The organism is Pseudomonas sp. HS-18 (genome assembly GCF_020401845.1).
GTDB classification, from domain to species: Bacteria; Pseudomonadota; Gammaproteobacteria; order Pseudomonadales; family Pseudomonadaceae; genus Pseudomonas; species Pseudomonas nitroreducens.
Genome location: NZ_CP084413.1, coordinates 5,178,652 through 5,201,711, shown reverse-complemented (window position 1 = coordinate 5,201,711; position 23,060 = coordinate 5,178,652). Strand labels below are relative to the sequence as shown.

19 protein-coding genes are annotated in these 23,060 nt (G+C 65.2%); 9 read left to right on the top strand and 10 right to left on the bottom strand.

Annotation, left to right across the window (positions count from 1 at the left end):
• Positions 1-11: 11 nt before the first annotated feature.
• The 10 genes from LDJ84_RS24220 to yaaA form a co-directional block, all read right to left on the bottom strand.
• Positions 12-1,574 carry an MBOAT family O-acyltransferase gene (locus LDJ84_RS24220; protein WP_024765847.1) on the bottom strand — a complete coding sequence of 521 codons (1,563 nt, stop codon included), beginning with the start codon at positions 1,572-1,574 and terminating at the stop codon, positions 12-14.
• A gap of 366 nt (positions 1,575-1,940) precedes the next feature.
• Positions 1,941-3,053 carry a mannuronate-specific alginate lyase gene (locus LDJ84_RS24215; protein WP_024765846.1) on the bottom strand — a complete coding sequence of 371 codons (1,113 nt, stop codon included), beginning with the start codon at positions 3,051-3,053 and terminating at the stop codon, positions 1,941-1,943.
• A gap of 35 nt (positions 3,054-3,088) precedes the next feature.
• A complete protein-coding gene (locus LDJ84_RS24210) occupies positions 3,089-4,501 on the bottom strand; it encodes an alginate O-acetyltransferase (protein ID WP_024765845.1) in 1,413 nt (470 codons plus the stop codon).
• A 9-nt stretch (positions 4,502-4,510) separates the two neighbouring features.
• Entirely contained in the window at positions 4,511-6,160 is a 1,650-nt protein-coding gene (gene algG, locus LDJ84_RS24205; protein ID WP_413247435.1) for a mannuronan 5-epimerase AlgG, read from the bottom strand.
• Positions 6,161-6,264: 104 nt separating this feature from the next.
• Positions 6,265-7,698: an alginate export family protein gene (locus LDJ84_RS24200; RefSeq protein WP_226046616.1), complete on the bottom strand. Its 1,434-nt coding sequence runs from the start codon at positions 7,696-7,698 to the stop codon at positions 6,265-6,267.
• A 101-nt stretch (positions 7,699-7,799) separates the two neighbouring features.
• On the bottom strand, positions 7,800-9,209 hold the full coding sequence (gene algK, locus LDJ84_RS24195) for an alginate biosynthesis TPR repeat lipoprotein AlgK (protein ID WP_038803576.1): 1,410 nt from the start codon (positions 9,207-9,209) through the stop codon (positions 7,800-7,802).
• Positions 9,210-9,222: 13 nt separating this feature from the next.
• Complete coding sequence (locus tag LDJ84_RS24190) at positions 9,223-10,395, bottom strand: alginate biosynthesis protein Alg44 (RefSeq protein ID WP_226045531.1); 1,173 nt, start codon at positions 10,393-10,395, stop codon at positions 9,223-9,225.
• Between the two features lie 49 nt (positions 10,396-10,444).
• A complete protein-coding gene (gene alg8 / locus LDJ84_RS24185) occupies positions 10,445-11,926 on the bottom strand; it encodes a mannuronan synthase (protein ID WP_037015978.1) in 1,482 nt (493 codons plus the stop codon).
• 213 nt (positions 11,927-12,139) lie between these two features.
• A complete protein-coding gene (gene algD, locus LDJ84_RS24180) occupies positions 12,140-13,450 on the bottom strand; it encodes a GDP-mannose 6-dehydrogenase (RefSeq protein ID WP_024765840.1) in 1,311 nt (436 codons plus the stop codon).
• 1,041 nt (positions 13,451-14,491) lie between these two features.
• Positions 14,492-15,271 carry a peroxide stress protein YaaA gene (gene yaaA / locus LDJ84_RS24175; RefSeq protein ID WP_024765839.1) on the bottom strand — a complete coding sequence of 260 codons (780 nt, stop codon included), beginning with the start codon at positions 15,269-15,271 and terminating at the stop codon, positions 14,492-14,494.
• Between the two features lie 482 nt (positions 15,272-15,753).
• Between yaaA and LDJ84_RS24170 the strand changes: the two genes are divergently transcribed.
• The 9 genes from LDJ84_RS24170 to ubiT all read left to right on the top strand — a co-directional run bounded on the left by LDJ84_RS24170 (position 15,754) and on the right by ubiT (position 23,058).
• The gene (locus tag LDJ84_RS24170) at positions 15,754-17,145 is read left to right on the top strand and encodes a PhoH family protein (protein ID WP_024765838.1); all 1,392 of its coding nucleotides are present in this window, start codon (positions 15,754-15,756) and stop codon (positions 17,143-17,145) included.
• 270 nt (positions 17,146-17,415) lie between these two features.
• On the top strand, positions 17,416-17,907 hold the full coding sequence (gene moaC, locus LDJ84_RS24165) for a cyclic pyranopterin monophosphate synthase MoaC (RefSeq protein WP_024765837.1): 492 nt from the start codon (positions 17,416-17,418) through the stop codon (positions 17,905-17,907).
• The gene (locus LDJ84_RS24160) at positions 17,904-18,152 is read left to right on the top strand and encodes a MoaD/ThiS family protein (RefSeq protein ID WP_065086681.1); all 249 of its coding nucleotides are present in this window, start codon (positions 17,904-17,906) and stop codon (positions 18,150-18,152) included. Before moaC ends, LDJ84_RS24160 begins: the two co-directional genes overlap by 4 nt.
• A gap of 4 nt (positions 18,153-18,156) precedes the next feature.
• Positions 18,157-18,609, top strand: a complete 453-nt coding sequence (gene moaE / locus LDJ84_RS24155) for a molybdopterin synthase catalytic subunit MoaE (RefSeq protein ID WP_037015984.1) — start codon at positions 18,157-18,159, stop codon at positions 18,607-18,609.
• A gap of 243 nt (positions 18,610-18,852) precedes the next feature.
• On the top strand, positions 18,853-19,407 hold the full coding sequence (moaB, locus tag LDJ84_RS24150) for a molybdenum cofactor biosynthesis protein B (protein ID WP_024765835.1): 555 nt from the start codon (positions 18,853-18,855) through the stop codon (positions 19,405-19,407).
• Positions 19,404-20,639, top strand: a complete 1,236-nt coding sequence (glp, locus tag LDJ84_RS24145; protein WP_226045530.1) for a gephyrin-like molybdotransferase Glp — start codon at positions 19,404-19,406, stop codon at positions 20,637-20,639. Before moaB ends, glp begins: the two co-directional genes overlap by 4 nt.
• A gap of 55 nt (positions 20,640-20,694) precedes the next feature.
• The gene (gene ubiU / locus LDJ84_RS24140; protein ID WP_170860130.1) at positions 20,695-21,690 is read left to right on the top strand and encodes a ubiquinone anaerobic biosynthesis protein UbiU; all 996 of its coding nucleotides are present in this window, start codon (positions 20,695-20,697) and stop codon (positions 21,688-21,690) included.
• A gap of 10 nt (positions 21,691-21,700) precedes the next feature.
• Entirely contained in the window at positions 21,701-22,591 is an 891-nt protein-coding gene (locus tag LDJ84_RS24135) for a U32 family peptidase (RefSeq protein ID WP_024765832.1), read from the top strand.
• On the top strand, positions 22,585-23,058 hold the full coding sequence (gene ubiT, locus LDJ84_RS24130) for a ubiquinone anaerobic biosynthesis accessory factor UbiT (RefSeq protein WP_024765831.1): 474 nt from the start codon (positions 22,585-22,587) through the stop codon (positions 23,056-23,058). The genes LDJ84_RS24135 and ubiT overlap by 7 nt, the downstream gene beginning before the upstream one ends.
• Positions 23,059-23,060: the final 2 nt, after the last annotated feature.

Below are 23,060 nucleotides of genomic sequence, written 5' to 3'. Positions count from 1 at the left end.
TCCGGCCTCGCTCAGAACTGGAAGTAGAGGAACGGCGAGTAGCTCTGCGCCGAAAGCTTGAGCACCGAAGCGGCGAACAGCAGGAGCAGGGCGAGTCGGGTGGCCAGTACCGGCAGCTGGGACATCCAGTGCGGCTGGTAGACGGCGGCGCCGCTGGGCGAATAGGCGATGGCGGCCGGGTCCTGCCGGGCCATGGCCGGGGTACGCGGCTGGGCGCTGGCCGGGCCGTCGGCGTTGACCTGTTCAGTCTTCGCGGCGGCCTTGGGTGCCTTGTCCTGCATCGGCTGGTTGTAGAACTGGCGGATGCCGAAGAAGGCCAGCACGAGGTAGGCGATCACCAGGGTGCCAACCTGCAGGCCGGTGAGGCTGGCGCGGTTGAGCTCGGAGAGCTTCCAGTCGCCGAAGCTGAACATGGCTTCGTACATGCGCCAGGCCACGTGCAGGTTCTCGGCGCGGAAGATCACCCAGCCGACGATCACCAGCAGGAAGGTGAAGGCCCACTTCAGCGGGTTGAGCACGCGCGGCGCGGCGTTCACCCCCAGGGCGCGTTCGATGGCCAGCCACACGCCGTGCCAGGCGCCCCAGATGATGTAGGTGACGTTGGCGCCGTGCCACAGGCCGCCCAGCAGCATGGTGAGGATCAGGTTGCGGTAGGTCTGGAAGGTGGTGCCGCGGTTGCCGCCCAGGCTGATGTACAGGTAGTCGCGCAGCCAGGTGGAGAGGCTGATGTGCCAGCGCCGCCAGAACTCGGTGATCGACTGGCTGATGTAGGGCTGGTTGAAGTTCTCCATGAAGCGGAAGCCCATCATCAGGCCCAGGCCGATGGCCATGTCGCTGTAGCCGGAGAAGTCGAAGTACAGCTGCGCGGTGTAGGCCAGCGCGCCGAGCCAGGCGTCACCCGTGGTGGGGTTCTGCAGGGCGAAGCAGTGGTCGGCCACCGCGGCCAGGGTGTCGGCGATGAACACCTTCTTGACGAAGCCCTGCATGAAGCGGGTGCAGCCTTCGGCGAACTTGTCGACGGTGTGGGTGCGGTGGTTGAACTGGTCGACCAGGTCCTTGAAGCGCAGCACCGGGCCGGCGATCAGGTGCGGGAAGATCGCCACGAAGGCCGCGAAGTCGATCAGGTTGTGCGTGGCCGGGGTATCGCCGCGGTACACATCGATGATGTAGCTGATCGATTCGAAGGTGTAGAAGCTGATGCCGATGGGCAGCAGGATGTGGGTCAGCACGAAGGGCTGCATGCCGAACGAGGTGATGATCTCGTTGAGGCTGTCCACGCCGAAGTTGGCGTACTTGAAGTAGCCCAGCACGCAGAGGTCGACCACCACGCCGAGCAGCAGCCAGCGCTGGGCGGCCTTGGTGCGTACGCCGGCGGCGCCGATGCGCAGGCCGATCCAGTAGTTGAATACGGTGACGCCGGCGAACAGCAGGAGGAAGTCCACCCGCCACCAGGCGTAGAAGATGTAGCTGGCGACCAGCAACAGAAGGTTCCGGTAACGGTTCCCGCTCAGGTAGTACAGGCCGAGGAAGACCGGCAGGAACAGGAACAGGAACACGTTGGAAGAAAAGACCATTCCGCGTCTCTCTCTGGAGCTTCAAACCTTGAGTGGCTCCGGACCTTCCGGCGTCTTCTCGACGCCTTGAGGAAAGGCCGGGGCAACCCGCCAATTCCTCCCCATGTGGTGCTCAATCTGTTGCGCCCGCTCACGTCTTTATTGCGTGGGTCGGGTGGTGTTGCTGTTGCTTCGGAGCGAGGGTTTGCCCTCACCCCAGCCCTGGCTGCGCGCCCCGCTCCGAAGGGAGAGGGGGTATCCGTGCGGCGGTTGTTTTCGCGCTCGCCGGCTGGCTCAGTGCTGCCCGAATGCTCGGACGGTCCCCTCTCCCTCTGGGAGAGGGTCAGGGTGAGGGTCTCTGGCCTCCTCAAGGAGGCGGGCGCTGCTTCAGCTCCCCGTCCCCTGACGGTTGAAAACCTTGGTCACTTCACCCCCCAGGCGGAAGCTGTTGAACGGCTCCATCTTCTTCTTCCAGTCCTGGGTCTTCGGTGCGCAGCTGTAGAGCGCGCAGTAGGGCTCCAGCCAGGCGAACTTGCTGTTCTCCTTCAGGTCGCCCATGTCCTGGTCGTTGCCGGTCTTCTCGTCGAATGCGTTCTGGTCATCCACGCCTTGCATCACGCGGTTGGCCAGGCGCTGCAGGGCGCCGTTGTTTTCCTGGCGCAGGTCGACGCCGTTCACCTGGGCGAAGGCGGCGATCATGGTCAGCGGCGGCAGCGAGTAGTTGTGGTACGACAGCGCGCGCTGGCGGCGCTTGAGTTCGTTGGGCAGGTAGCCGTCGTTGTCCACCTGGTTGGCGGCGACCTTGAACTCCTGCACCGACCAGTCGAACAGGTCGCGGCGGTTGGTCACCACGGCGGTGGACATCACCGACCAGGCGGCCCAGTAGGAGTGGTTGTTGATCTTCTTCAGCGGCAGGTCGCTCCAGTCGCGCACCACCTGACTGCCCAGGGTGCTGAACCAGTTCTCGATCTCCTTCGACTGCTCGCCATAGGCGGCCAGCGGCCGGCTGCTGGAGAACTTCAGGCGCATGTAGGACGACGACAGGCTGCCCAGTGCCCATTTGCGCATGGACTTGCCGGTGTGGTTGTAGTCGCTGCTTTCCAGCGCACCGGCCTTGGCCCAGCTATCGAGCCAGCTCATCGCGCAGTCCAGGTCGCCCTTGTTGCCGCTGCGCATGTACTGGGTGATGAGCTTGGTGGCGCCGCGCTCCATGTCGGTGATGTCCTTGATCTGGCTGCGGAACTCTTTCTCCGCATCCACGTTCAGCGTCGAGCGTGCCGAGTCCGAGCCCTTGTACTTGCTGGTGAACTGCAGGCTGCCGGTGTAGGGCGTCGGGGCGGTAGGGCAACTGTCCGCGTCCTTCTTGCTGCCCTTTTCGCCGACGGCGGAGAAGTAGCCCGGCGGCGGCATCAGGTCGGCGGCGTAGGTGGTGCTCTCGCCGAACAGCGCGCCGAGGACCGCGATGGTGAGGCCGATGCGGGCGACAACGGGTGTCTTGATCTTGTGGAGGCTGGGCATGGTTCTCGTCCCTCGCTTCAGTTGGCGGCCACGTCGGCCGACCTGGCTTTGGGCGTCTGACAGAGCTTGGCCTCGACTTCCAGGCCCGCCGGCATGTCATCCGGCGCCTCGATCTCCAGGGAGAGGAACTGCTGGTTCGACCAGTCTTCGTCGTTGCGCAGTTCGAAGACGTAGCGTCCGCCGGTATCCACGGCCTTGGACTGCTCGATCTTCAGCTGCTCGCGACGACCGTTCATGTACCAGATGGTGTTCTTGAGTTCGTGTACGCCGGGGTCGGAATAGGTGACGTCGGCGGTGTAGCTGCCCGAGCGGATCGGCAGGGCGCCGCTGTTGAGCAGCACCTCGTTGCTGCCCGCGTGCAGCTTGACCTTGCGGCTGATGGCCGGCTTGCCGTCGGCGCAGCCGTTGTCCACCAGCGGCATGGCCTGGCGGTAGAAGCTCTTCTGCGCCATGTCGTAGTGGGTGGCGAATTCCCAGATGAGGATCTTCGGCGGCTTGTCGTGGAATTCCTTGCTGGTCATGTAGGCCAGCAGGGAGCTGTCGAAGCCGCCGCCGGACACGGCGTTGTTGAGGATGTCGACCTTGCCGTACTGCTCCAGGAAGCCGGCGAAGTTGTAGGCCGGGCCGCTGTTGGACGTACCCACCAGCGCAACCTGGGCATCGCCGCCCTCACCGAACAGGTCGCCGCCGCCCGAATCGCCCACCGGCTCGGTCTCGAAGCGGTCGACGTACTGCGGTGCGTAGCTGCTGCCGCACAGCTGCGCGGCGGCCTTGTGGAAGGTACCCAGCTTGGACAGCAGGCCCACGCGCTTGCTCTCGAATTCCTTCTTCGGGATGTCGTTGTAGGCGGGGATTTCCTTCAGGGTTTCGGCGACGATCTTCGCGCTGCGCATCGCGCCATATGGCGTCCAGTGGTGGTCGCCCTTGAAGTAGTAGGGGTGCTCCTGCTTCTCGTCGAACAGCGGCGAGAAGTCCGGGGTGTAGATACCGGCCTTGCGGAACTGGGCGATGGCCGCCTGGTAGTTCTTTTTCGCCAGGTCGTAGTTGAAGCTGGCCTTCTCCTGCGGGTTGAGCTTCTCGCGGTTCACCAGGCCACGGGTGGGCTGGTAGACGACGACCAGGTCGATGCCCTTGCGCTTGAGTTCGTCGCGCAACTGCTTGAGCTCGCGCCAGCCTTCGGCGCTGGTGCCGAAGTCGGTGCGCAGGTCGTAAGTGGTACGGAACAGCCAGTCTTCCTGGGCCGGCACCAGGTGCGTGAAGAAGCCCAGGTACTTGGTGTTGTACGCCGCGTCGTTGGACGCGGTGGGGCACAGGCCGGCGGCCGGTTGAGCGGTGTAGCTCGGCGCGTCGGCGGCCAGGGTGTGGTGGGCGAGCAGCAGGCCGGCGGTGAGGCCCGACAGGCGCAGGAAATTGACGGTCATACGTTTCATGGTCGGTCCTCAGTTCTGCAGTTCGGCCTGGCTTTCGACGGGGTCGATCAGCACCGCGCGTTGCTGGCGCACCAGCAGGTCCAGGATCTGGTCCTGCTTCTCGCCGAGCACGCCGTTGAAGCTGATGCCGGAAGATTTGGTCGGGCCGAGCATGGCCACCTTGTAGAGCTCCAGCGACAGCGGCGAATCCACCGACAGCGGGCCCGAGCCATTGCCGGCCAGCTTGCCGCCGACCACGATCAGCGAGACCTTGGTGTCGAAGGGGTCGAGGTCGATGTTGCGGTCGGTGTCGGTCAGGTCCTTGATGTGGCCGTAGACGCCGATCAGCTTGTTGCCGGCCGCGAGGTTCTCGTACAGGCGGATGTTCACGCTGTTACGGATGCGGATGCCGTGGCGCAGGTTGGCCAGCACCTGATTGCCGTAGATGAGGTTGTCGCCGGACTCGTAGAGCGTGATGCCGTCGGAGTGGTTGCGGTACACCTCGTTGTAGGCCACCAGGTTGCGCTCGGAATTACGGTCGAGGACGATCCCGGAAAGGTGGTTGTCGTAGGTCTTGTTGTGGATGATCCAGCTGTCGTTGACCTCACGGGAAACGATGATGCCGTGCTTCTTCTTCGTCCCGTAGACGGTGTTCTCGGCGATGATCAGACGGTGCGAGCGGTCATGCGGGTCGATGCCGTAGACGATGTTGTTCTTGTAGGTGTTGCCGCGCACCACCAGATCGTCGGCCTCGTAGCAGTAGAAGCCGTACCAGGCGTCCTCGAAGGTCGAGTCGAGCACCCAGCCCTGCGGGCGCGGACGCTTCATGGTCTTGTCCATGCCCGGGCTGTACTGCGAGATGGAGATGCCGTAGGCCTTCGAGGCGTTGTAGCCGAAGCTGGTGAAATGGCTGTTCACCAGGTAGGCCTCGGCGCCGCCCCAGGAGATCAGGAAGGGGCGGAACTCGTTGGGCGTCTTGAACCAGGCCGGTTCGTTTTTCGCCTCGTTCCAGGCGGTGACCTTGGTGTCGCGCACGAACAGCTTGCCGTCGTTGACCAGGAACGATCCGCGGTCCTGGGACAGCCGCAGTTCCTTGACCTTGCCGTCGACTTCCAGGGTCGCGCCCTGGCTGACGACGATGGGCAGGCGGGCGATGTAGACGCCCGGCTCGGTCTGTTCCAGCGCGGTCTTCGGCAGTTTGCCGACGAGGTCTGCCAGGTTGACGTAGCCGCCGTCGATGAAGATTGCCTGGGGCATCTGGCGCTGGCGTTTCACCCATTCGGCGAGACGGTTCTTGCCGCCGGTGAATTCCTTCAGCGGCTGCTGCTGGACCATTCGCTCGATGTGGGCCCGGCCGGGCTTCTTGCGCTCGATCTTCTTCTCCACCGCTTCGGCGGTGTAGCCGCTGAGGTCGGGCAGCTTGGGCGGTTCCAGGTGCAGCGGTTCGCTGGGCGCGGCGGTCACGGTGTAGTTGCCGGACTCCTTCAGCGTCTGGGTCTTGCCGGGCTCGGCGCCGGGATGTTCCTCGGCGGTTTTCTCTTCGCTGCCTTTCGCGGCGGCCTTGGCACTGCTCTCGGCCTTGGCCGCGGGCTGCGCCGCCCAGACCGGTGCGCCGGCGCTGAGCAGGCCGCCGAGCAGCAGCGCGGTCAGCGGCAGGGCGTGTAACGGGTGGCGGTTCATGGCCATGTCTCCTTGCGCGCGGTCATCCGCCAGGCACCCGGCTACGCGCCGGGAGCGGCGGAGTGCGAGTGCGGGTAGCTGACGGATGTTCATCGCTACAGTCCTCAGAAGCGCCAGATCACATCGACGAAGGCGTGGTGCATGGTCGAGTCGACATGGCTGCCGTAGGCATCGCCGGGCTTGAACACGCCGCCGCGGAAGCGGATCAGCGCCGACGGCTCGTCGATCGCCTGGCTCATCGAGGCCGGCAGCAGGCCCTGCTTGAAGTACTTGGTGACGACCAGGTCGACTTCCTGGCCGATGTCCTTGGAGTCATTGACCAGCGGCGCGGTGATGCCGCTGTTGCCGATGTCCGAATCGCTGTCCACGCGGCGGAACTTGTTGTAGATGACGCTGGCGTCATAGTCGTCGCGCAGCTGCCAGGAGCCGAACAGCGTGGCGGCCTCAAGGTTCGACAGTTCGCCGCGGAAGGCTTCGCCGAAGCGGTTCGCGCGGGCCCGGGTGCCGGTGAAGTTGGAGCGGTTGCTCTCCAGGCCCGTCTGTTCGAACTGGTCTTCGCCGTTCTTGCCGCCGCCGCTGCCACGGGCGTAGGCGCCACCGACGCGCCACTGCTCGTCGATGTTCCAGCGCAGGCCCAGGTCCGCGCCGTAGGCATCCACATCGCCACTCTGCTTGCCGGCGGCGACACGCTCGCCGTTTACCGGGACGGTGGTCAGGCGGTCGCGGTTACCGGTGAGCCAGGTGGCGCTGGCCCAATAGTTGATGGGCATCTGCGAGCGCCAGTTGTAGCCGTCGCCGTTGGCCTCGATGCCAACCCAGGTGAGGTCGCCGGTGGAGCGCTTGTCCAGCGAGTCGACGGTTTCACCCGGGTCCGGCAGGCTGCCGCTGTCGTCGGCGTGGTGCACGCGCAGGCCGACCCAGTGCTGGGGCATCCACTGCGTGGAGATGTCGCCGAACACGTGAGTGCGGTCCTTGTCGTCCGGCGCCAGGTCAGTGATGTCGGTACGGTAGTCGGAGAAGCGCTGGGCGGCGCCAAGGTGGGCGCGCAGCAGGGTGGTGTCGAAGGTCCAGTTCAGGGCCTCGATGTTGGTGTCCTGCCACATGCCGCTGTCTTCGCGCAGGCGCTGGCGACCGAAGCGCAGGTGCTCGCCGGGGTACTGGGTGAGGCCGGCGTAGTCCACCCAGAATTCGCGCAGGGCGAGATAGGCGTCGTCCGGCTCACGCTTGTTGTCGCTGCGACCGCTGCTGTCGTTGTTGACGTCGTCGTTCTGCAGGGTGTCGGTCTGAATGGTGTCGGTGGCGGCAACTGCCTGGCCCATCACATAGGCGCTCCAGTTGCCCCACTGGCCGAAGGCCCAGGGGCGCAGGTCCAGGCCGATGCCGTTGAGGTCGCCGCCGTGGGCGGTGCCCAGGTCGCGATCATCCTCGGATTCGGCGGTGACCTTGATGTCGATGCCGACGTTCTTCGGCGGCTCTTCTGCCGCATGGGCGAGGCTGCCGAACAGGGTGCCGGCGAGGCTCAGGCCGACGCCGAACATGGCGGGGAACAGGCGGGCGCGGCGAACAGCGGTAGCCAGAGCTCGCGGCTTAATCCCTTCGATAAGAGCAAACGGCGGGGTGGTCATCGGGTCGATGCGCTTCATAGGTTTTCTTGTTCCTGGTTGTTCTGCAGAAGGCTGACGGTGGCTTGCCAGTTGGCGCCGCGAGCCTGTTCTTCACGCTTGAGCAGTTGCTGCGCGGCGCTGCGGTCGGCCGGCTGGATCTGCGGTTCGAGCTGCGCCATCAGGTCGCTGGCGGTGGGCACCTGCTGGCGCTGGGCGAGTTCGCCGAAGACGTAGGCGTTGACCAGGTTCGGGCGCACGCCACGGCCCTGCGAATACAGCTGGGCGAGGGCCATGTCGGCGCTGGCCTGACCGGCGCGGGCGGCGATCAGCAGGTGATCCACGGCCTTCTGCGGGTAGACCTGGCCGAGGAAGCCGCGGCGGTAGATCTGGCCCAGGTAGTAGTGCGCCTGGGGTTCGCTGGCGGCGGCCTTGAGCAGGTGCTGCTCGGCTTTCTGCGGCTCCTGCGGGGCCCACTTGCCGTCGTAGTAGAGGCGCCCGAGCAGCAGCTCGGCGCGGGGCTGGGCGGCGTCCTGGGCTTTCTTCAGGTAGTCGAGCATCTGGTCGAGGTCGCCCAGGTCGGGGTTGTCGTACTGCAGCTTGGCGAGGCTGACCCAGGCGGCCGGGTAGGTCGGCGCGATCTCGGTGAGCAGCGCCTGCGCGGCCTGCGGGTCGGCGGTACCGATGTTCGGATCGGCCAGCACGCCGGCCACCGACTCGACGCGCTCGGACGGCACGCGGCCGGCCTTCCAGCCTGCCTTGAGTGCTTCGATGTGGGCCTTCTGCTTATCCGCGTTGCCCTGCTTCTGGTACACGGTGGCCAGTTCCATCCAGCACACGTCCATGCGGTTCAGCCAGCGCTGGCAGACCTGCTCGACTTCGGTGAGGTGCTGGTCGTAGGTGCCCTGGGTGCGGTACAGGATGATCTGCGCCAGGTCCGCCTGCGGCAGTCCCTGGGCGCGCCACTGGTCGATGCGCTGCTGCGGGTTCACGTTCGGCCAGGCCTGCGGGTACTGCAGGTAGAGGACCACCAGCGGCACCAAGGCGCTGTCCTCGCCTTCGTCGAAGGCACGGGTCAGCAGTTGCTCGGCTTCGCGGTGCTCGGCGTCGGTGCCGCCGGGCTTGGCTGCCAGCCACTTGCCCAGACGGGCGCGGGCGCGCGGCGAGCTCTCGGCGGCTTCGCGGTAGAGCTTTTCGGCGCGGGCCTGCTCGTCGGGGTCGCCGGTGGCGGCCTGCATGTCGGCCAGTCCGACCTGTGCGTCGGCGTAACCCATGGTCGCCAGGGCCTGGAAGTTGGCCTGGGCGGTGGCGATGTCGCCGCGCTCCAGGGCTTCCTGGGCCAGTCGCTGGTCGGGCAGGCCGGCGCAACCGGCGGCTGCGGCGATGGCCAGCGCCAATCCAAGGTGTCGGGCCAGGTCCGGGGCGTGTCGCAAGACAGGTCGATTCATGCGGGCGGTCCTCTTAGCGAGCGGTGGCCAGGGCCATCGCCTTGTTCAGCAGGGTGCGGCCCGGCAGGCCGCCGATGCTGACTTCAGTTGGGCGGCCAGCCATCTGGCTGTCGAGCGGCTGGTCGGGGGTGATCTGCACGCGGATTTCCGAGGACAGGTCACCGTCCACCGGTGCGGTGCGCAGGATGCGGCCGCCGCGTACTTCGCTGTCGCCGGCGACCTGGAAGTTCACGTGGGTGCCAGGGGACAGCTCGGCGGCGTTGCGGTAGGGGAAGCGCGCCTCGACGGTGGCGGTGCTGTCGCGCGGGGTCAGGGTGAAGATCACGTCGCCCTTGTTGGCGAACTGGCCGTTGGCGACGCGCTGCTCGACCACGCGGCAATCGCACGGGCTGGTCAGGGTGCCTTTCATCTGGTGGCCGAAGAGCTTCTCGATGTTGCTCGGGTTGAGCTGTTCTTCGGTCAGGTTGCCCTTGAGCAGGTCCAGCAGGTTGGCGGAGAAGGAGGCGATCGGCGCGCCCTTGGCGACTTCAGCACCGGGTTCGACCAGGCTTTCCACGGTGCCTTCGCGGGGCATGGTGATCTGCTGGTTGGCCACGCTGACCACGCCCGAGTCGGCGTGGGTGACGAAGTACAGGTTGTAGATCTGGTTGAGGATCACCGCGAAGGCGCCGACGCCGACCACGAAGATCGCGGTGCTCACGGTGACCGCGCGGAAGCGCCCGAAGAAGCCCATGCCGGCCGAACCTGCGCCGTGCTTGCGGGCCTTGGTGAAGTTCTCGCGCTGCAGGGTGTTGAGCATGTCGCCCACGCTGATCACTTCGCCTGCCAGGTAGGAGGTGATCAGGTAGCGCAGGGCGGCGATCTCGCGCGGCTTCAGGTGCTGGAATTCACACCCCACGCGGCCGCTGTCGCGGTCGTAGGAGCGCACCTGGAATTCCACCTCCAGGGAGAAGCTGATGCTGTCGATCTGGAACAGCAGCTTGCCCTTGTGCAGGTCGCCGACCTGGACCGGGGTGTTGTTCGCCGAGCTGAAGGCGAAACCGCCGGCGGACAGGTCCAGCAGGCGCGCATCGACGCCTTCGCGGTTGCCACCGATGTAGCGGATGCGCGCGGGCAGCTTGACCCGTGCGTGCTGGCGCTGGGCTTCGGATTCATGCACGACATTGACGTTGACGGCGGTATTCATGGGGTCGAGTCCTGTTCGTAGCTAAAAGGGGCGTGGCTAAAGGGAGCCTTCAGACGATGGTCAGCAGTACGGCGACGAAAACGCTGGCCGCGGAAAAGGTCATGGCGCGCGAGGACCAGGTGTTGAACCAGCGCTGGAAGCTGGCCAGGCCGCGATCGAGCTTGGTGTTCTGGCGGGTCCAGGACTGCTGGTCGAGGCGGAAGAACACGTAGATCTTCACCAGGGCGCCGACGATCTGGTTGTAATAGAGAATCGCCGGGTAGGCCGGCCCGATGTGGTGGCCCGACAGCGACAGCAGCAGGGTCAGCACGAAGCGGGTGATGCCGATCCACAGCAGGTAGATGAGCAGGAAGGCGATGCTGTACTTGATGCTGGCGATGATCGCGGCGACCAGGCCCAGCAGGCAGGTCCACATCGACAGGCGCTGGTCGAACAGCACCACGCTGGTGAACCAGCCCAGGCGTTGCGGGCCCAGGGCCAGGGCGCGGGAGTTCTGCCGCAGGTTGTTGCCGTACCAGCGGAACATCAGCTTGCGGCTGGCCTTGATGAAGCTCTTCTCCGGCGGGTGCTCGACCGTGTTGATCGCCGCGTCCGGCACGTAGAAGGTGTCGTAGCCCAGGCGCATCAGGCTGTACCAGCTGGACTTGTCGTCGCCGGTGAGGAACTGGAAGCGGCCCAGGCGCCAGTGGTCGAGGTGGTCGCTTTCGACATCGGTGATGAAGTCCGGGTCGGTGACCACGGCAGCACGGAATACCGACATGCGTCCGGTCATGGTCAGCACGCGCTTGGACAGGGCCATGGAGCACATGTTGATGTGGCGCTGGGCGAAGCGCAGCTTGTGCCACTCGCTCATCACGTAGCTGCCGCGCACTTCGCAGAATTCGTTGGTGGTCAGGCCGCCGACGTTGGGGAAGAGCTTGAACCAGGGCACGGTCTTCTTCACCACGCCGGGTTCGAGCACGGTGTCGCCATCGATCACCGCGACTACCGCGTGTTCATCCGGCAGGTGGCGGGAGATGGCACGGAAGCCATGGGCCAGGCCGTCGCGCTTGCCGGTGCCAGGGATACGCACGAAGTCGAGCTTGACGTGGTCCGGCGGGTTGAGCTTCTGCCACTGCTGCTTGATCAGCACCTCGTCGGACATCTCGACGATGGAGCACACCACGGTGGTGGGGTAGCCGCAGGCAATGGCTTCTTCGATGACCGAGCGATAGACCATGGAGGTGGTCAGCGCGTCGATGCGAAAACTGGTGACCATCAGGTAAACGTGCGACGGGTCGGCTGCGTCGCCGAGCTTGCGGACCTTGCGCCGGTAGTGCGGGTAGACCAGGTAGAGGAACAGCATGCCGCGCAGGAAGTGCAGGCCACCCATGGAATAGCGCCAGATACCGACCGCGCCGATCAGCAGCAGGAAGTCCTTGGACTCGGCGTCGAATACGGTCGGTGGCACCAGCAGCGCCAGCAGCATCAGCAGGCTGAGAAAGACCAGCCAGCCCGTGGCTTCACCGATCACTCGTTTGTAGGTTTCCATCGTCGTCTATCCGTCTGGTGGGGCTTGGTTACCGGTCCGCCTGGGCGGGCCGGTAACCGGCGCTTTGGGGTTCTGAAGGCATGGACTCGATTGAGCGAGCTAGAGTCCGGTTAGGCGGAGAGGGGCGAGGAAGCGGAGTTCACTGAAGTGAATGAGCATTTCCGAGTTCCTCTCCAACGACACCGGGCCGACGCGCAGCCAATCGAAACCCAATTACCAGCAGATGCCTTCGGCGCGGTCGTCTGTGACGCTCGGCATGAAGCCGATCAGGTCGACGACCTTCTTGCCCTCGGGCGCCTGCTTGACGACGTCGACGAACAGCTCGTCGCCGTTGCCCAGCACCAGCACGTCGGAGGACTTCACGACCGCGTCCAGGTCCGAGACCAGCAGCGAGGAAACGTGCGGGATCTTCGATTCGATGTACTCCTTGTTCGCGCCATGGACGCGGGCGTACTCGACGTTGCGGTCGAAGATCTGCAGCTCGTAGCCCTTGCCGATGAGCATCTCGGCCAGCTCCACCAGCGGGCTTTCGCGCAGGTCGTCGGTGCCGGACTTGAACGACAGGCCGAGCAGACCGACCTTGCGGCTGCCGTGGGCGGCGATGATGTCGAAGGCCTTCTGCACCTGGTGCTGGTTGCTGCGCATGATCGAGCCGAGCATCGGGTGTTCGATGTCCAGCTGGCTGGCGCGGTAGGTGAGGGCGCGGACGTCCTTGGGCAGGCAGGAGCCGCCGAAGGCGAAGCCGGGCTTCATGTAGTAGCGCGAGAGGTTCAGCTTGCGGTCCTGGCAGATCACGTCCATCACCTCGCGGCCGTCGACGCCGACTGCCTTGGCGATGTTGCCGATCTCGTTGGCGAAGGTGACCTTGGCGGCGTGCCAGACGTTGCAGGTGTACTTGATCATCTCCGCGACCTCGATGGTCTTGCGGATGATCGGCGCGTCCAGTTCGCGGTAGATTTCTTCCAGCAGGTCGCCGGTCTGGGCGTCCAGCTCACCGATGACGGTCATGGGCGGGAAGTCGTAGTCCTTGATCGCGGTGGATTCGCGCAGGAACTCCGGGTTGGTGCCTACGCCGAAGTCGGCGCCGGCTTTCTTGCCCGAGCAGTCCTCGATGATCGGGATCACCACGTTGTTCACGGTGCCCGGCAGCACGGTGCTGCGCACGACCACGGTGTGGCGCGCTTTCTTCTCGCGGATGGCGTAGCCGATCTCGCGGCACACGGACTCGATGTAGCCAAGGTCGAGGTCGCCGTTCTTCTTGCTCGGGGTGCCGACGCAGATGAACGACACGTCGGTGTCCAGTACGGCCTTCTTGAAGTCGGTGGTGCCCGACAGGCGACCGGTGCGGATGCCTTGCTCCAGCAGAGGCTCCAGGCCCGGTTCGACGATGGGCGACTTCCCGTTGTTGATCAGATCGATCTTGGTGGTGGAGACATCCACTCCAACGACTTCATGGCCTCGTGCGGACAGGCAGCCGGCACATACTGCGCCAACATACCCAAGACCAAAGATGCTGATACGCATCGCATTCACCTCTTCAATGGTCGAACTGTTTAAGTTGCCCCGTGGGCGTTTTTAAAAGGGTGCAAGAACCCTCGGAAGATGCTCTTTCGAGTTCTTCCGTACTTCCTTCCAGGCAGGCATGGGAATCGAGTGCTAAACTTTCGAGCACAGTCTTGGGGCGAACTTTTAATAGTTGCCCTGTTATGTTTCAGGCGGATTGCAAAGTTGGTGCGCTCTCCGTCCTGGCGTGCTCAAGTCTGGTTAGATGATTGCCTCGTCATCTGAAAAGTTCAGTTTTTTCATTGGGTTAGGTGCTTAGTTCAATCGCTGATTGCCAATCGAAATAACCTTGGAACCTAATCTCCAATTTCTCACCGAGGCACTTTCTGGTCGCCATCGATGATCGTTGCGCAAATAGGATTTATCTCAAATGCGGTTAGTTCCTTCCGCTCATCCCGCCTCGGAAATGATTTGAAATATCCAATTGATATCACTTGATGCTGGATTAATGGCCATTCGCGACTTGGCCTTTCCAGTGCAAAGTGCATGGTCAGGAAAAGTTCCATTGAATTTTTCGTTAAAAACGACCGTGTATCGTCGGTAAGACATTCGTTCAGCTGCCGTTCAGCTTTCTCTCTTGCAAAGTGCAATCGTGAAATGCATGTCATGGCCAAGGGCTGTTAATGGCCAATGGATTACAAGGGCAGGAGCGAATCGGGACGATTTCCATCCATCCGGTCGGTTCGGATGGCGGAAAAAATTTCTCACGATTAATCCCGAAGCAGACGAACGGTCATTTTGACCATTTTCACTGTGTGGGCATTAGGGGGTGTTTTGAGCAGTAAACGTACAGTTCAGGCCCCCGTGACCGCGCAGTTCCATGGTCAATGGCTTACAGGCCACTTGGTATCAGGCAGGTTTTTGCGGGGCGTGCGGGCTCAGTAACCGGCGTCACCGCACCATCGAGGCGCCCCACCGACGCTCGCGCGCCCGACAGGAAGGGGGGATCGAAACGAAAACGGGAGCCTCAGGGCTCCCGTTCGGTGCAGCAGGTGGGGCAACTTAGTCGTCGGCGTGGTCGCGCAGGAACACCAGCTGGTCCGCCTTGGAGTGCTCGGCACTGTAGGCGTAACCCGCGTAGTTGAAGTCCTTCAGGCCTTCGGGGTTGCTCAGGCGCTCCTTGATCACGTAGCGCGCCATCATCCCGCGGGCCTTCTTGGCGTAGAAGCTGATGATCTTGTACTGGCCGTTCTTCAGGTCCTTGAACTCGGTGTCGATCACCCGCGCGTTCAGCGCCTTGCGCTTCACCGCGCCGAAATACTCGTTGGAGGCCAGGTTGAGCAGCACATCGTCGCCCTGTTCGGCCAGGGACTCGTTCAGCCAGCCGCTGATGCGCTCACCCCAGAAGGCGTAGAGGTCCTTGCCGCGGGCGTTGGCCAGCTTGGTGCCCATCTCCAGGCGGTAGGGCTGCATCAGGTCCAGCGGCCGCAGCACGCCGTAAAGGCCGGAAAGCATGCGCAAGTGCTGCTGGGCGAAATCGAAGTCGTCTTCGCTGAAGTCCTCGGCCTGCATGCCGGTGTAGACGTCGCCCTTGAAGGCCAGCAGCGCCTGCTTGGCATTGGCCTGGGTGAACTCCGGGTGCCAGCTGCCGAAGCGCGCGGCATTGAGGCCGGCCAGCTTGTCCGACAGGTGCATCAGTTCGGCGATCTGTGCCGGGGCCAGTTCCCGCAGGATGCCGATCAGCTCCTGCGCGTCGTCCAGGTGCTCGGGCAGGGTGAAGCGCTGCGTCACCGGCGCGGTGTCGTAGTCCAGGGTCTTGGCGGGGGAAATCACCATCAGCATCGTGCGGTCTCCTACAAGCGAGCGGCGATTGTAAGGAGTCGCGGGCGTTGGCTCCACCTATGGGGACGATTAGCCTCTCTATAGAGGAGGGCGCGGACGCAGAGCCAGGGCCTGGCGCGGCGCAAGTTGCCGTGGCGAAGGGCTAAGGGACTGATCCGTCGAGGGAAAGGCAGGGAAACGCGGGAGGTGGGACCCCTAAAACTAGCGCTGTCCGAGGCCCTCGCCAAGGTATTTCGTCGTACGACGAAAAAAACTTCCTTAGGAAGGAAAAAGACTTTTTATCGTCATGTTTTTTCCTGTATTTGTTGAGACGTAGACCGCCGAACCCTGCAGACAGGTGGCGGCCCCGGCCCGGCCCGTCCTCTTCTTGCAGTTCTCTCGATTCCTGCCCTGATCCCAGGCTTCGAGAGCAGGTGGTTCGCAGCACGGCGGAGCGCTGTAGCGGCATTCCGTCGAACGCCCCCACAAGAGGTGACCCGCGTATGGATGACCACGGACGCTCCCGCCCCACCCAGCCCACCCTGTACGTCCTCGACACCAACGTCCTGATCCACGATCCCAACGCCTTGCTGAATTTCCAGGAGCACCACGTCGCCATCCCGATGACGGTGCTGGAGGAACTGGACAAGCTCAAGACCGGCAAACACACCGTGGCCGCGGAATGTCGCCAGGCGATCCGTCTGATCGACTCGGTACTGGGCGAAGCCTCGCCCGAGCAGGTAGAGGATGGCGTGCCCATCCAGCGCGGCAAGAGCGGCCCCTGCGGCAGCCTGTCGATCCTCATGAGCAAGCGCGCCGAGCCGATCACCTGGCTGCCCGAGCACCTCAACGACAACAAGATCATCAACCAGCTGGTGGAGCTGAAGAGTCGCCATAGCAGCAAGCGCGTGGTGCTGGTCACCAAGGACATCAACATGCGCCTGAAGGCGCGTGCCTGTGGGGTATTTGCCGAGGACTACCACACCGACCAGCTGGTCGATGACATCAACCTGCTGTCGCGTGGCTACCACTCGCTGAGCGGATCGTTCTGGGACCGCGTCAGCAAGGTGGAGACCCGCCAGGACCGCGGGCGCACCTGGCACCGCGTGCAACTCACCGACAACCTGCCGGCGGTCCACATCAACGAGTTCATCGTCGATGAGCAGGGGTTCGTCGGCTGGATCAAGGGGATCGACCAGGACGAGCTGACCATCCTCGACCTGCACCAGGAGCCGCTGCTGCACCAGGAAGCCTGGGGCCTGCGTCCGCGCGACGTGTACCAGTCGCTGGCGCTGTATGCGCTGCTGGACCCGGACATCCACCTGGTCAACCTGTCCGGCGCTGCGGGCTCGGGCAAGACCATCCTCGCGCTGGCCGCCGCCATCGAGCAGACCATGGTCACCAAACGCTACAAGCGCATCATCGCGACTCGCAGCGTGCAGGGCCTGGACGAGGACATCGGCTTCCTGCCCGGCACCGAGGCGGAGAAGATGGAGCCCTGGCTCGGCGCGATCACCGACAACCTCGAAGCCCTGCATTCGGACGACGAGTGCACCCACGGCAGCGTCGACTACATCCTCAGCAAGGTGCCGCTGCAGTTCAAATCGCTGAACTACATCCGCGGCCGCAGCTTCCAGCAGAGCCTGATCCTGATCGACGAGTGCCAGAACCTCACCCCGCACCAGATGAAGACCATCATCACCCGGGCGGGCAACGGTTCGAAGGTGATCTGCCTGGGCAACCTGGCGCAGATCGACACCCCCTACCTGTCGGCCACCAGCTCCGGCCTGACCTACCTGACCGAACGCTTCAAGGACTTCCCCCACGGCGTGCACGTGACCCTGCAAGGGGTGCCGCGCTCGGTGCTGGCGGAGTTCGCCGAAGCGCACATGTAGGCCACTTCCACCCACTCAGCAGGGCCCGCCATCTGGCGGGCCTCTTTATTCCTGCTTCCAGGTTGTTCGCGAGCACGCTCGCTCCCCAAGGTCCGGCGCGACATGCTCTTGTAGGAGCGAGCTTGCTCGCGAACCCTGGCGACGCCGGCGGTAGCCCGCGCATACCTCTTCTTGTATACAATCCTCCCCCCCAACGCGCCGCTCGCCGGTCTGCCGGCCCCGCGCGCCGGGGTTAAACTGTTCCCCTGATTCTCCGGAGAGTGCCCACCCGTGCTGACCCATCTCGATTCCCAGGGCCGCGCCAATATGGTCGATGTCACCGAAAAAGCCGTGACGTCCCGTGAAGCCGTGGCCGAAGCCCGGGTGCGCATGCTCCCGGCGACCCTGCAACTGATCCAGGACGGCGGCCACCCCAAGGGCGACGTGTTCGCCGTGGCGCGCATCGCCGGCATCCAGGCAGCCAAGAAGACCCATGAACTGATTCCGCTGTGCCACCCGCTGCTGCTCACCAGCGTCAAGGTCGAACTGGCCGCCGAGGGTGAAGACACCGTGCACATAGTCGCCCGCTGCAAGCTGGCCGGGCAGACCGGCGTGGAGATGGAAGCGCTGACCGCCGCCAGCGTCGCTGCGCTGACCATCTACGACATGTGCAAGGCCGTCGACCGCGGCATGACCATCGACAGCGTGCGGGTGCTGGAGAAGCTCGGCGGCAAGAGCGGCCATTACGTGGCGACAGACAGTTCCGCAGGAGACACCCCATGATCCGCGTGCAGTACTTCGCCCGTTACCGCGAAGCCCTCGGTCTCGATGGCGAGCAACTGAACTGGAGCGCTTCCCTGGCCAGCCTCGACGACCTGCGGCGCGTGCTGCTGGAGCGCGGCGGCGCCTGGGACGTGCTCGGCGAGCAGAACCTGATGTGCGCACGCAACCAGGAGCTGTGCTCCCTGGATGAGCCCCTCGCCGATGGCGACGAGGTGGCGTTCTTCCCCACCGTTACCGGAGGCTGAGCCCATGGCGATCCGCGTCCAGCCCGCGGCGTTCGATCCGGGCGCCGAACTCAATGCGATGCACGCCGCCAATGTCGGCGTGGGCGCGGTGGTCGGTTTCGTCGGCTACGTGCGCGACTTCAACGATGGGCGCGAAGTGGGCGGCATGTTCCTCGAGCACTACGCCGGCATGACCGAGAAGGCGCTGGAAAAGATCGAAGTGGAAGCCAACCAGCGCTGGCCGCTGTTGCGCCTGGAAATCCTCCACCGCATCGGCCGCCTGGAACCGGGCGAGCCCATCGTCTTCGTCGGCGCCGCCAGTGCCCACCGCCAGGCAGCGTTCGATGCCTGCAACTTCGTCATGGACTACCTCAAGACCCGCGCGCCGTTCTGGAAGAAGGAGGACACCAGCGACGGCCCGCGCTGGGTCGAGGGCCGTTGCAGTGATCAGGCCGCCGCCGAGCGCTGGAAGAGCTGAACCAGTCTCTACCGGTGACGGCTGGCGCATAACGCCGGAGGCGTTATGCGCCCTACGGTTTGTCCGAAAGCTACGACGGCGCTCCACGTAGGGCGGATAAAGCGGAACGCTTTATCCGCCGTCTCTGCTGAGCGGCGATGCCCCGCACGCGCCGGGGCAGTACCTCCGAGGAGGAATGGGCGGCAGGGGAGAAGGGGCGCAGGCTGGCGCCAGCCCTTTTTGCTCCGAATCGGAGAGCCCCTCATGAGCCATCTCAGCACCCCGGAATTCCTGCCGCTGGAGATCGCTGTCCTCACCGTCAGCGATACCCGCAGCCTGCACAACGATACCTCCGGCCAGGCCCTGGTCACCTCCCTGCAGCGTGCCGGCCATGCCCTCGCCGAGCGTCGGCTGGTGATCGACGATATCTACCAGATTCGCGCTGTGGTCTCGGCCTGGATCGCCGATCCCAAGGTCCAGGTCGGCCTGATCACCGGCGGCACCGGCTTCACCCTGCGTGACAACACCCCACAGGCCGTGGCTCCCCTGCTGGAGCGCACCGTGGACGGCTTCGGTGAACTGTTCCGGCAGATTTCCCGCGAGGAAATCGGCACTTCCACCATCCAGTCCCGCGCCATCGCCGGCATCACCAACGGCACGCTGATCTGCTGCCTGCCCGGCTCCACCGGTGCCTGCCTGACGGCCTGGGAAAAGATCCTCGTCCAGCAGTTGGACAGCCGCACCAAGCCCTGCAATTTCGTTCCCCATCTCAAGCGCCTGCCCGAGCGCCCGGTGCTGGCCTGCGGTACCCGCTCGTGAGCGGCTGCGGCTGTTCCGGCGTCGGCCTGCGCCCGGTGGATGAGGCCATCGCCGCGCTGATGGATTTCGCTCCCGTGGCGCCGCCGACCGTACACGTCGACCTGGAAAGCGCCCTGGGTCGCGTCCTCGCGCAGGACATCCGCTCGCCCATCGACCTGCCCCTGTGGGACAACAGCGCGATGGACGGCTACGCCCTGCGCAGCGACGACACGGGAGAAGCCGGCGCGCGGCTGAAGATCGCCGGCTACATCGCCGCGGGCGATGCCGCCGACGTTGCGCTGCAACCGGGCCAGGCCATGCGCATCTTCACCGGCGCGCCGCTTCCAGCGGGTGCCGACAGCGTGATCGCCCAGGAGGACTGCGAGGTCGAGGGCGAACGTTTGCTGGTTCCCCAGGTAGCCCTCGGCAGCCATGTGCGCCGGCGTGGTGAAGAGCTCCGCAGCGGTGAGGCCCTGCTCAGTGCCGGACAGAAACTGCGCGCTCAGGACATCGGCCTGCTGGCCAGCGTCGGGCTGGATCGCGTCGCGGTTTACCGGCCGTTGCGGGTCTGCCTGCTGAGCAGCGGCGACGAGCTGCGCGAGCCCGGCGAGACGCTGGCGCCTGGGCAGATCTACAACGCCAACCGCTTCAGCATCGGCGCACTGCTGCGCGGCTGGGGCATCGAAGTGCATGACTACGGCGTGCTCGCCGACACCCTGGCGGCCAGCCGCGCTGCGCTGAGCCTCGCTGCGTCCGAATGGGACGTGCTGATCACCAGCGGCGGTGTCTCCGTGGGGGACCGCGATTACCTCAAGCAGGCGATCCGCGAACTGGGCGAGCTGCACCTGTGGAAGTTGAAAATGCAGCCGGGCAAGCCACTGGCTTTTGGCAGTGTTTCGGGCAAACCGTGGATCGGTCTGCCGGGCAACCCTGCCGCGGCCCTGGTCACCGCCCTGGTCGTCGCGCGGCCGTTCCTCTGGCGCGCCCAGGGACGCAGTGACGTGCAGACGCTGCCGGTGACGTTGCCGGCAGGCTTCGACTGGCCCGCCGCCAACTCGCGCCGCCAGTACCTGCGCGCGCGCTTGGAACTCGATGCCAGCGGCGTGGCGCGCATCTGCCTGCACCCGCAGCAAGGCTCGGCCATGCTGCGCGCGGCGAGCTGGGCCGATGGCCTGGCGGTGGTGGAGGCCGGGCGCACCCTGCACGCCGGCGAGCCGCTGCCGTTCCTGTCTTTCAGCGAACTCGGCGCCTGACGCCGTTCCCGGCTGCCGGCGGGGGCCGGCGGCCTCCGTAGTGCCAGGGGGAAACATGCAACTGGTCTGCCCGGCGGGAAGTCTGCCCGCCTTGAAATCGGCCCTGCGCGAAGGCGCCGACGCCATCTACGTCGGCTTTCGCGATGACACCAACGCCCGGCACTTCGCCGGCCTCAACCTCGATGATCGCCAACTGCGCCAGGGCGTGGACCTGATCCACGACGCCGGCAAGCAGATGTACGTGGCGGTCAACACCTATCCCGGCGCGGCGGGCTGGGCCCGCTGGCAACGCGCCGTGGACCACGCCGCCGACCTGGGCGTGGATGCGCTGATCGCCGCCGACTGCGCGGTGCTCGGCTATGCCGCCAGGCGCCATCCGAACCTGGCGCTGCACCTTTCGGTGCAGGGCTCGGCCACCAATGTGGCGGCGCTGGCGTTCTACCACGAGCGCTACGGCATCCGCCGCGCCGTGCTGCCGCGCGTACTGTCGCTGGCGCAGGTGCGCCAGGTGGCGGCGAACAGCCCGGTGCCCATCGAAGTCTTCGCTTTCGGCAGCCTGTGCATCATGGCCGAGGGACGATGCCACCTGTCGTCCTATGTCACCGGCGAGTCGCCCAATCTCTGCGGCGTCTGTTCGCCGGCCAAGGCGGTGCGCTGGAGCGAGGAGCCCGAAGGCCTGACCTCGCGCCTCAACGACGTGCTGATCGACCGCTACGCGCCGGATGAGCCGGCCGGCTACCCGACGTTGTGCAAGGGCCGCTTCGTGGTCAACGGCGAGCGCTTCCACGCGCTGGAAGAACCCACCAGCCTGAACACCATCGACCTGATCCCGCAGTTGGCGGAGATCGGTGTGGCGGCGGTGAAGATCGAGGGCCGGCAGCGCAGCCCGGCCTATGTCGAGCAGGTCACCCGCGTCTGGCGCCAGGCGCTGGATGCGTGGCAACGCGCACCGGAGAACTACCGTGCGCTGACGCAGTGGCAGGATGCCCTGGACAAGCTTTCCGAAGGCCACCAGACGACCCTGGGCGCCTACCATCGCTCCTGGCAGTGAGGACATCGAGATGAAACTCAGCCTGGGCCCCGTGCTGTTCTACTGGGACCGCCGGACACTCCTGGATTTCTATGCGCAGATGGCGGAGCAGCCGCTGGACGCCATCACTATCGGCGAGACCGTCTGCTCCAAACGCCGGGCGCTGTCGCTGGACGACTGGCTCGGACTTGGGCGCGAGCTGCAGCAGCAGAGCGGGGCGCAGATTCTCATCGCGGGGCTGGCGCTGATCGAGGCGGCCTCGGAGCTGTCCGCGCTGCGCCGTCTGTGCGCCAACGGCGAGCTGCGGGTCGAGGCCAACGACATGGGCGCGGTGCAGATTCTCTCCGGCCTGGGTGTCGAGTTCGTCGGCGGGCCGGCGTTGAATGTCTACAACGGCCATACGCTGGCGGAGCTGCATGCCGCTGGCCTGCGCCGCTGGGTGCCGCCGGTGGAGTGCTCCGGCGAGCAGATCCACGCGGTGATCGAGCAGGCGCGCGAGCTGGGCATCAATGATGTGGAGACCGAGGTGTTCGCCTACGGCCATCTGCCGCTGGCGTACTCGGCGCGCTGCTTCACCGCGCGAGCGGAGAACCGGCCCAAGGACGATTGCCAGTTCTGTTGCCTGAACTACCCGGAAGGGATGTCGATGCTCAGCCAGGAGGGTTTCCCTTTGTTCACCCTCAACGGCATCCAGACCCTGTCCGGCGAGTCCAGCAACCTGCTGGCGGACTACGCCTCGCTGCGTGATTGCGGCGCCGACCTGCTGCGCCTGAGCCCGCGCGCGGAAGGCATGGTGGACGTCGTGCAGGCCTTCGACCGCGTGCGCAAGGGCGCCACGCCGCCGCTGGCGGTGGAGGGTTGCAACGGATACTGGCATGGCCGACCGGGCATGCTGCGCAGTGATGAGGTGAACCTGTGCTGACTCTGGAAACCGGTGCCCTGCGCGCCGCCGACCGACTCCTGCCGCTGGCCGCGCGCGTCCCGTCGGCATTGCAGCGCGCGGCGCTGCAGCGTGCCGCCAATCGCCTGTTCGCCGAGGCGCTGGCCGACGGTGCCTTCGATATCCTCGACGGCCACTGGCTGCGGCTGGAAGTGAGCGATCTCGGCCTGGCCTGGAGTTTCACCCACGACCGCAAGGGCCTGCGTTTCGCCGATGCCTGCGTGCCCAGCGTGACCATTCGCGGCAGCTGGCGTGACTTCCTGCTGCTGGCGGGCCGCCAGGAGGATCCGGACACGCTGTTCTTCCGCCGTCGCCTGGTGATCGAGGGCGATACCGAGCTGGGGCTGGCGGTGAAGAACCTGATCGACAGCCTCGATCCGGACAGCCTGCCGGCCTGGCTGTGGAGCGCCATGCGCCGCGCCAGCCGGGTGGTGCAGGAAAACGCCTGAGC

Bases quoted from the DNA above. Each gene is read 5' to 3' on its own strand.
- LDJ84_RS24220 (WP_024765847.1), bottom strand. From the start codon at position 1,574: ATGGTCTTTTCTTCCAACGTGTTCCTGTTCCTGTTCCTGCCGGTCTTC.
- LDJ84_RS24210 (WP_024765845.1), bottom strand. From the start codon at position 4,501: ATGAAACGTATGACCGTCAATTTCCTGCGCCTGTCGGGCCTCACCGCC.
- algG (WP_413247435.1), bottom strand. From the start codon at position 6,160: ATGAACCGCCACCCGTTACACGCCCTGCCGCTGACCGCGCTGCTGCTC.
- LDJ84_RS24200 (WP_226046616.1), bottom strand. From the start codon at position 7,698: ATGTTCGGCGTCGGCCTGAGCCTCGCCGGCACCCTGTTCGGCAGCCTC.
- algK (WP_038803576.1), bottom strand. From the start codon at position 9,209: ATGAATCGACCTGTCTTGCGACACGCCCCGGACCTGGCCCGACACCTT.
- LDJ84_RS24190 (WP_226045531.1), bottom strand. From the start codon at position 10,395: ATGAATACCGCCGTCAACGTCAATGTCGTGCATGAATCCGAAGCCCAG.
- alg8 (WP_037015978.1), bottom strand. From the start codon at position 11,926: ATGGAAACCTACAAACGAGTGATCGGTGAAGCCACGGGCTGGCTGGTC.
- algD (WP_024765840.1), bottom strand. From the start codon at position 13,450: ATGCGTATCAGCATCTTTGGTCTTGGGTATGTTGGCGCAGTATGTGCC.
- yaaA (WP_024765839.1), bottom strand. From the start codon at position 15,271: ATGCTGATGGTGATTTCCCCCGCCAAGACCCTGGACTACGACACCGCG.
- LDJ84_RS24170 (WP_024765838.1), top strand. From the start codon at position 15,754: ATGGATGACCACGGACGCTCCCGCCCCACCCAGCCCACCCTGTACGTC.
- LDJ84_RS24160 (WP_065086681.1), top strand. From the start codon at position 17,904: ATGATCCGCGTGCAGTACTTCGCCCGTTACCGCGAAGCCCTCGGTCTC.
- moaE (WP_037015984.1), top strand. From the start codon at position 18,157: ATGGCGATCCGCGTCCAGCCCGCGGCGTTCGATCCGGGCGCCGAACTC.
- moaB (WP_024765835.1), top strand. From the start codon at position 18,853: ATGAGCCATCTCAGCACCCCGGAATTCCTGCCGCTGGAGATCGCTGTC.
- ubiU (WP_170860130.1), top strand. From the start codon at position 20,695: ATGCAACTGGTCTGCCCGGCGGGAAGTCTGCCCGCCTTGAAATCGGCC.
- LDJ84_RS24135 (WP_024765832.1), top strand. From the start codon at position 21,701: ATGAAACTCAGCCTGGGCCCCGTGCTGTTCTACTGGGACCGCCGGACA.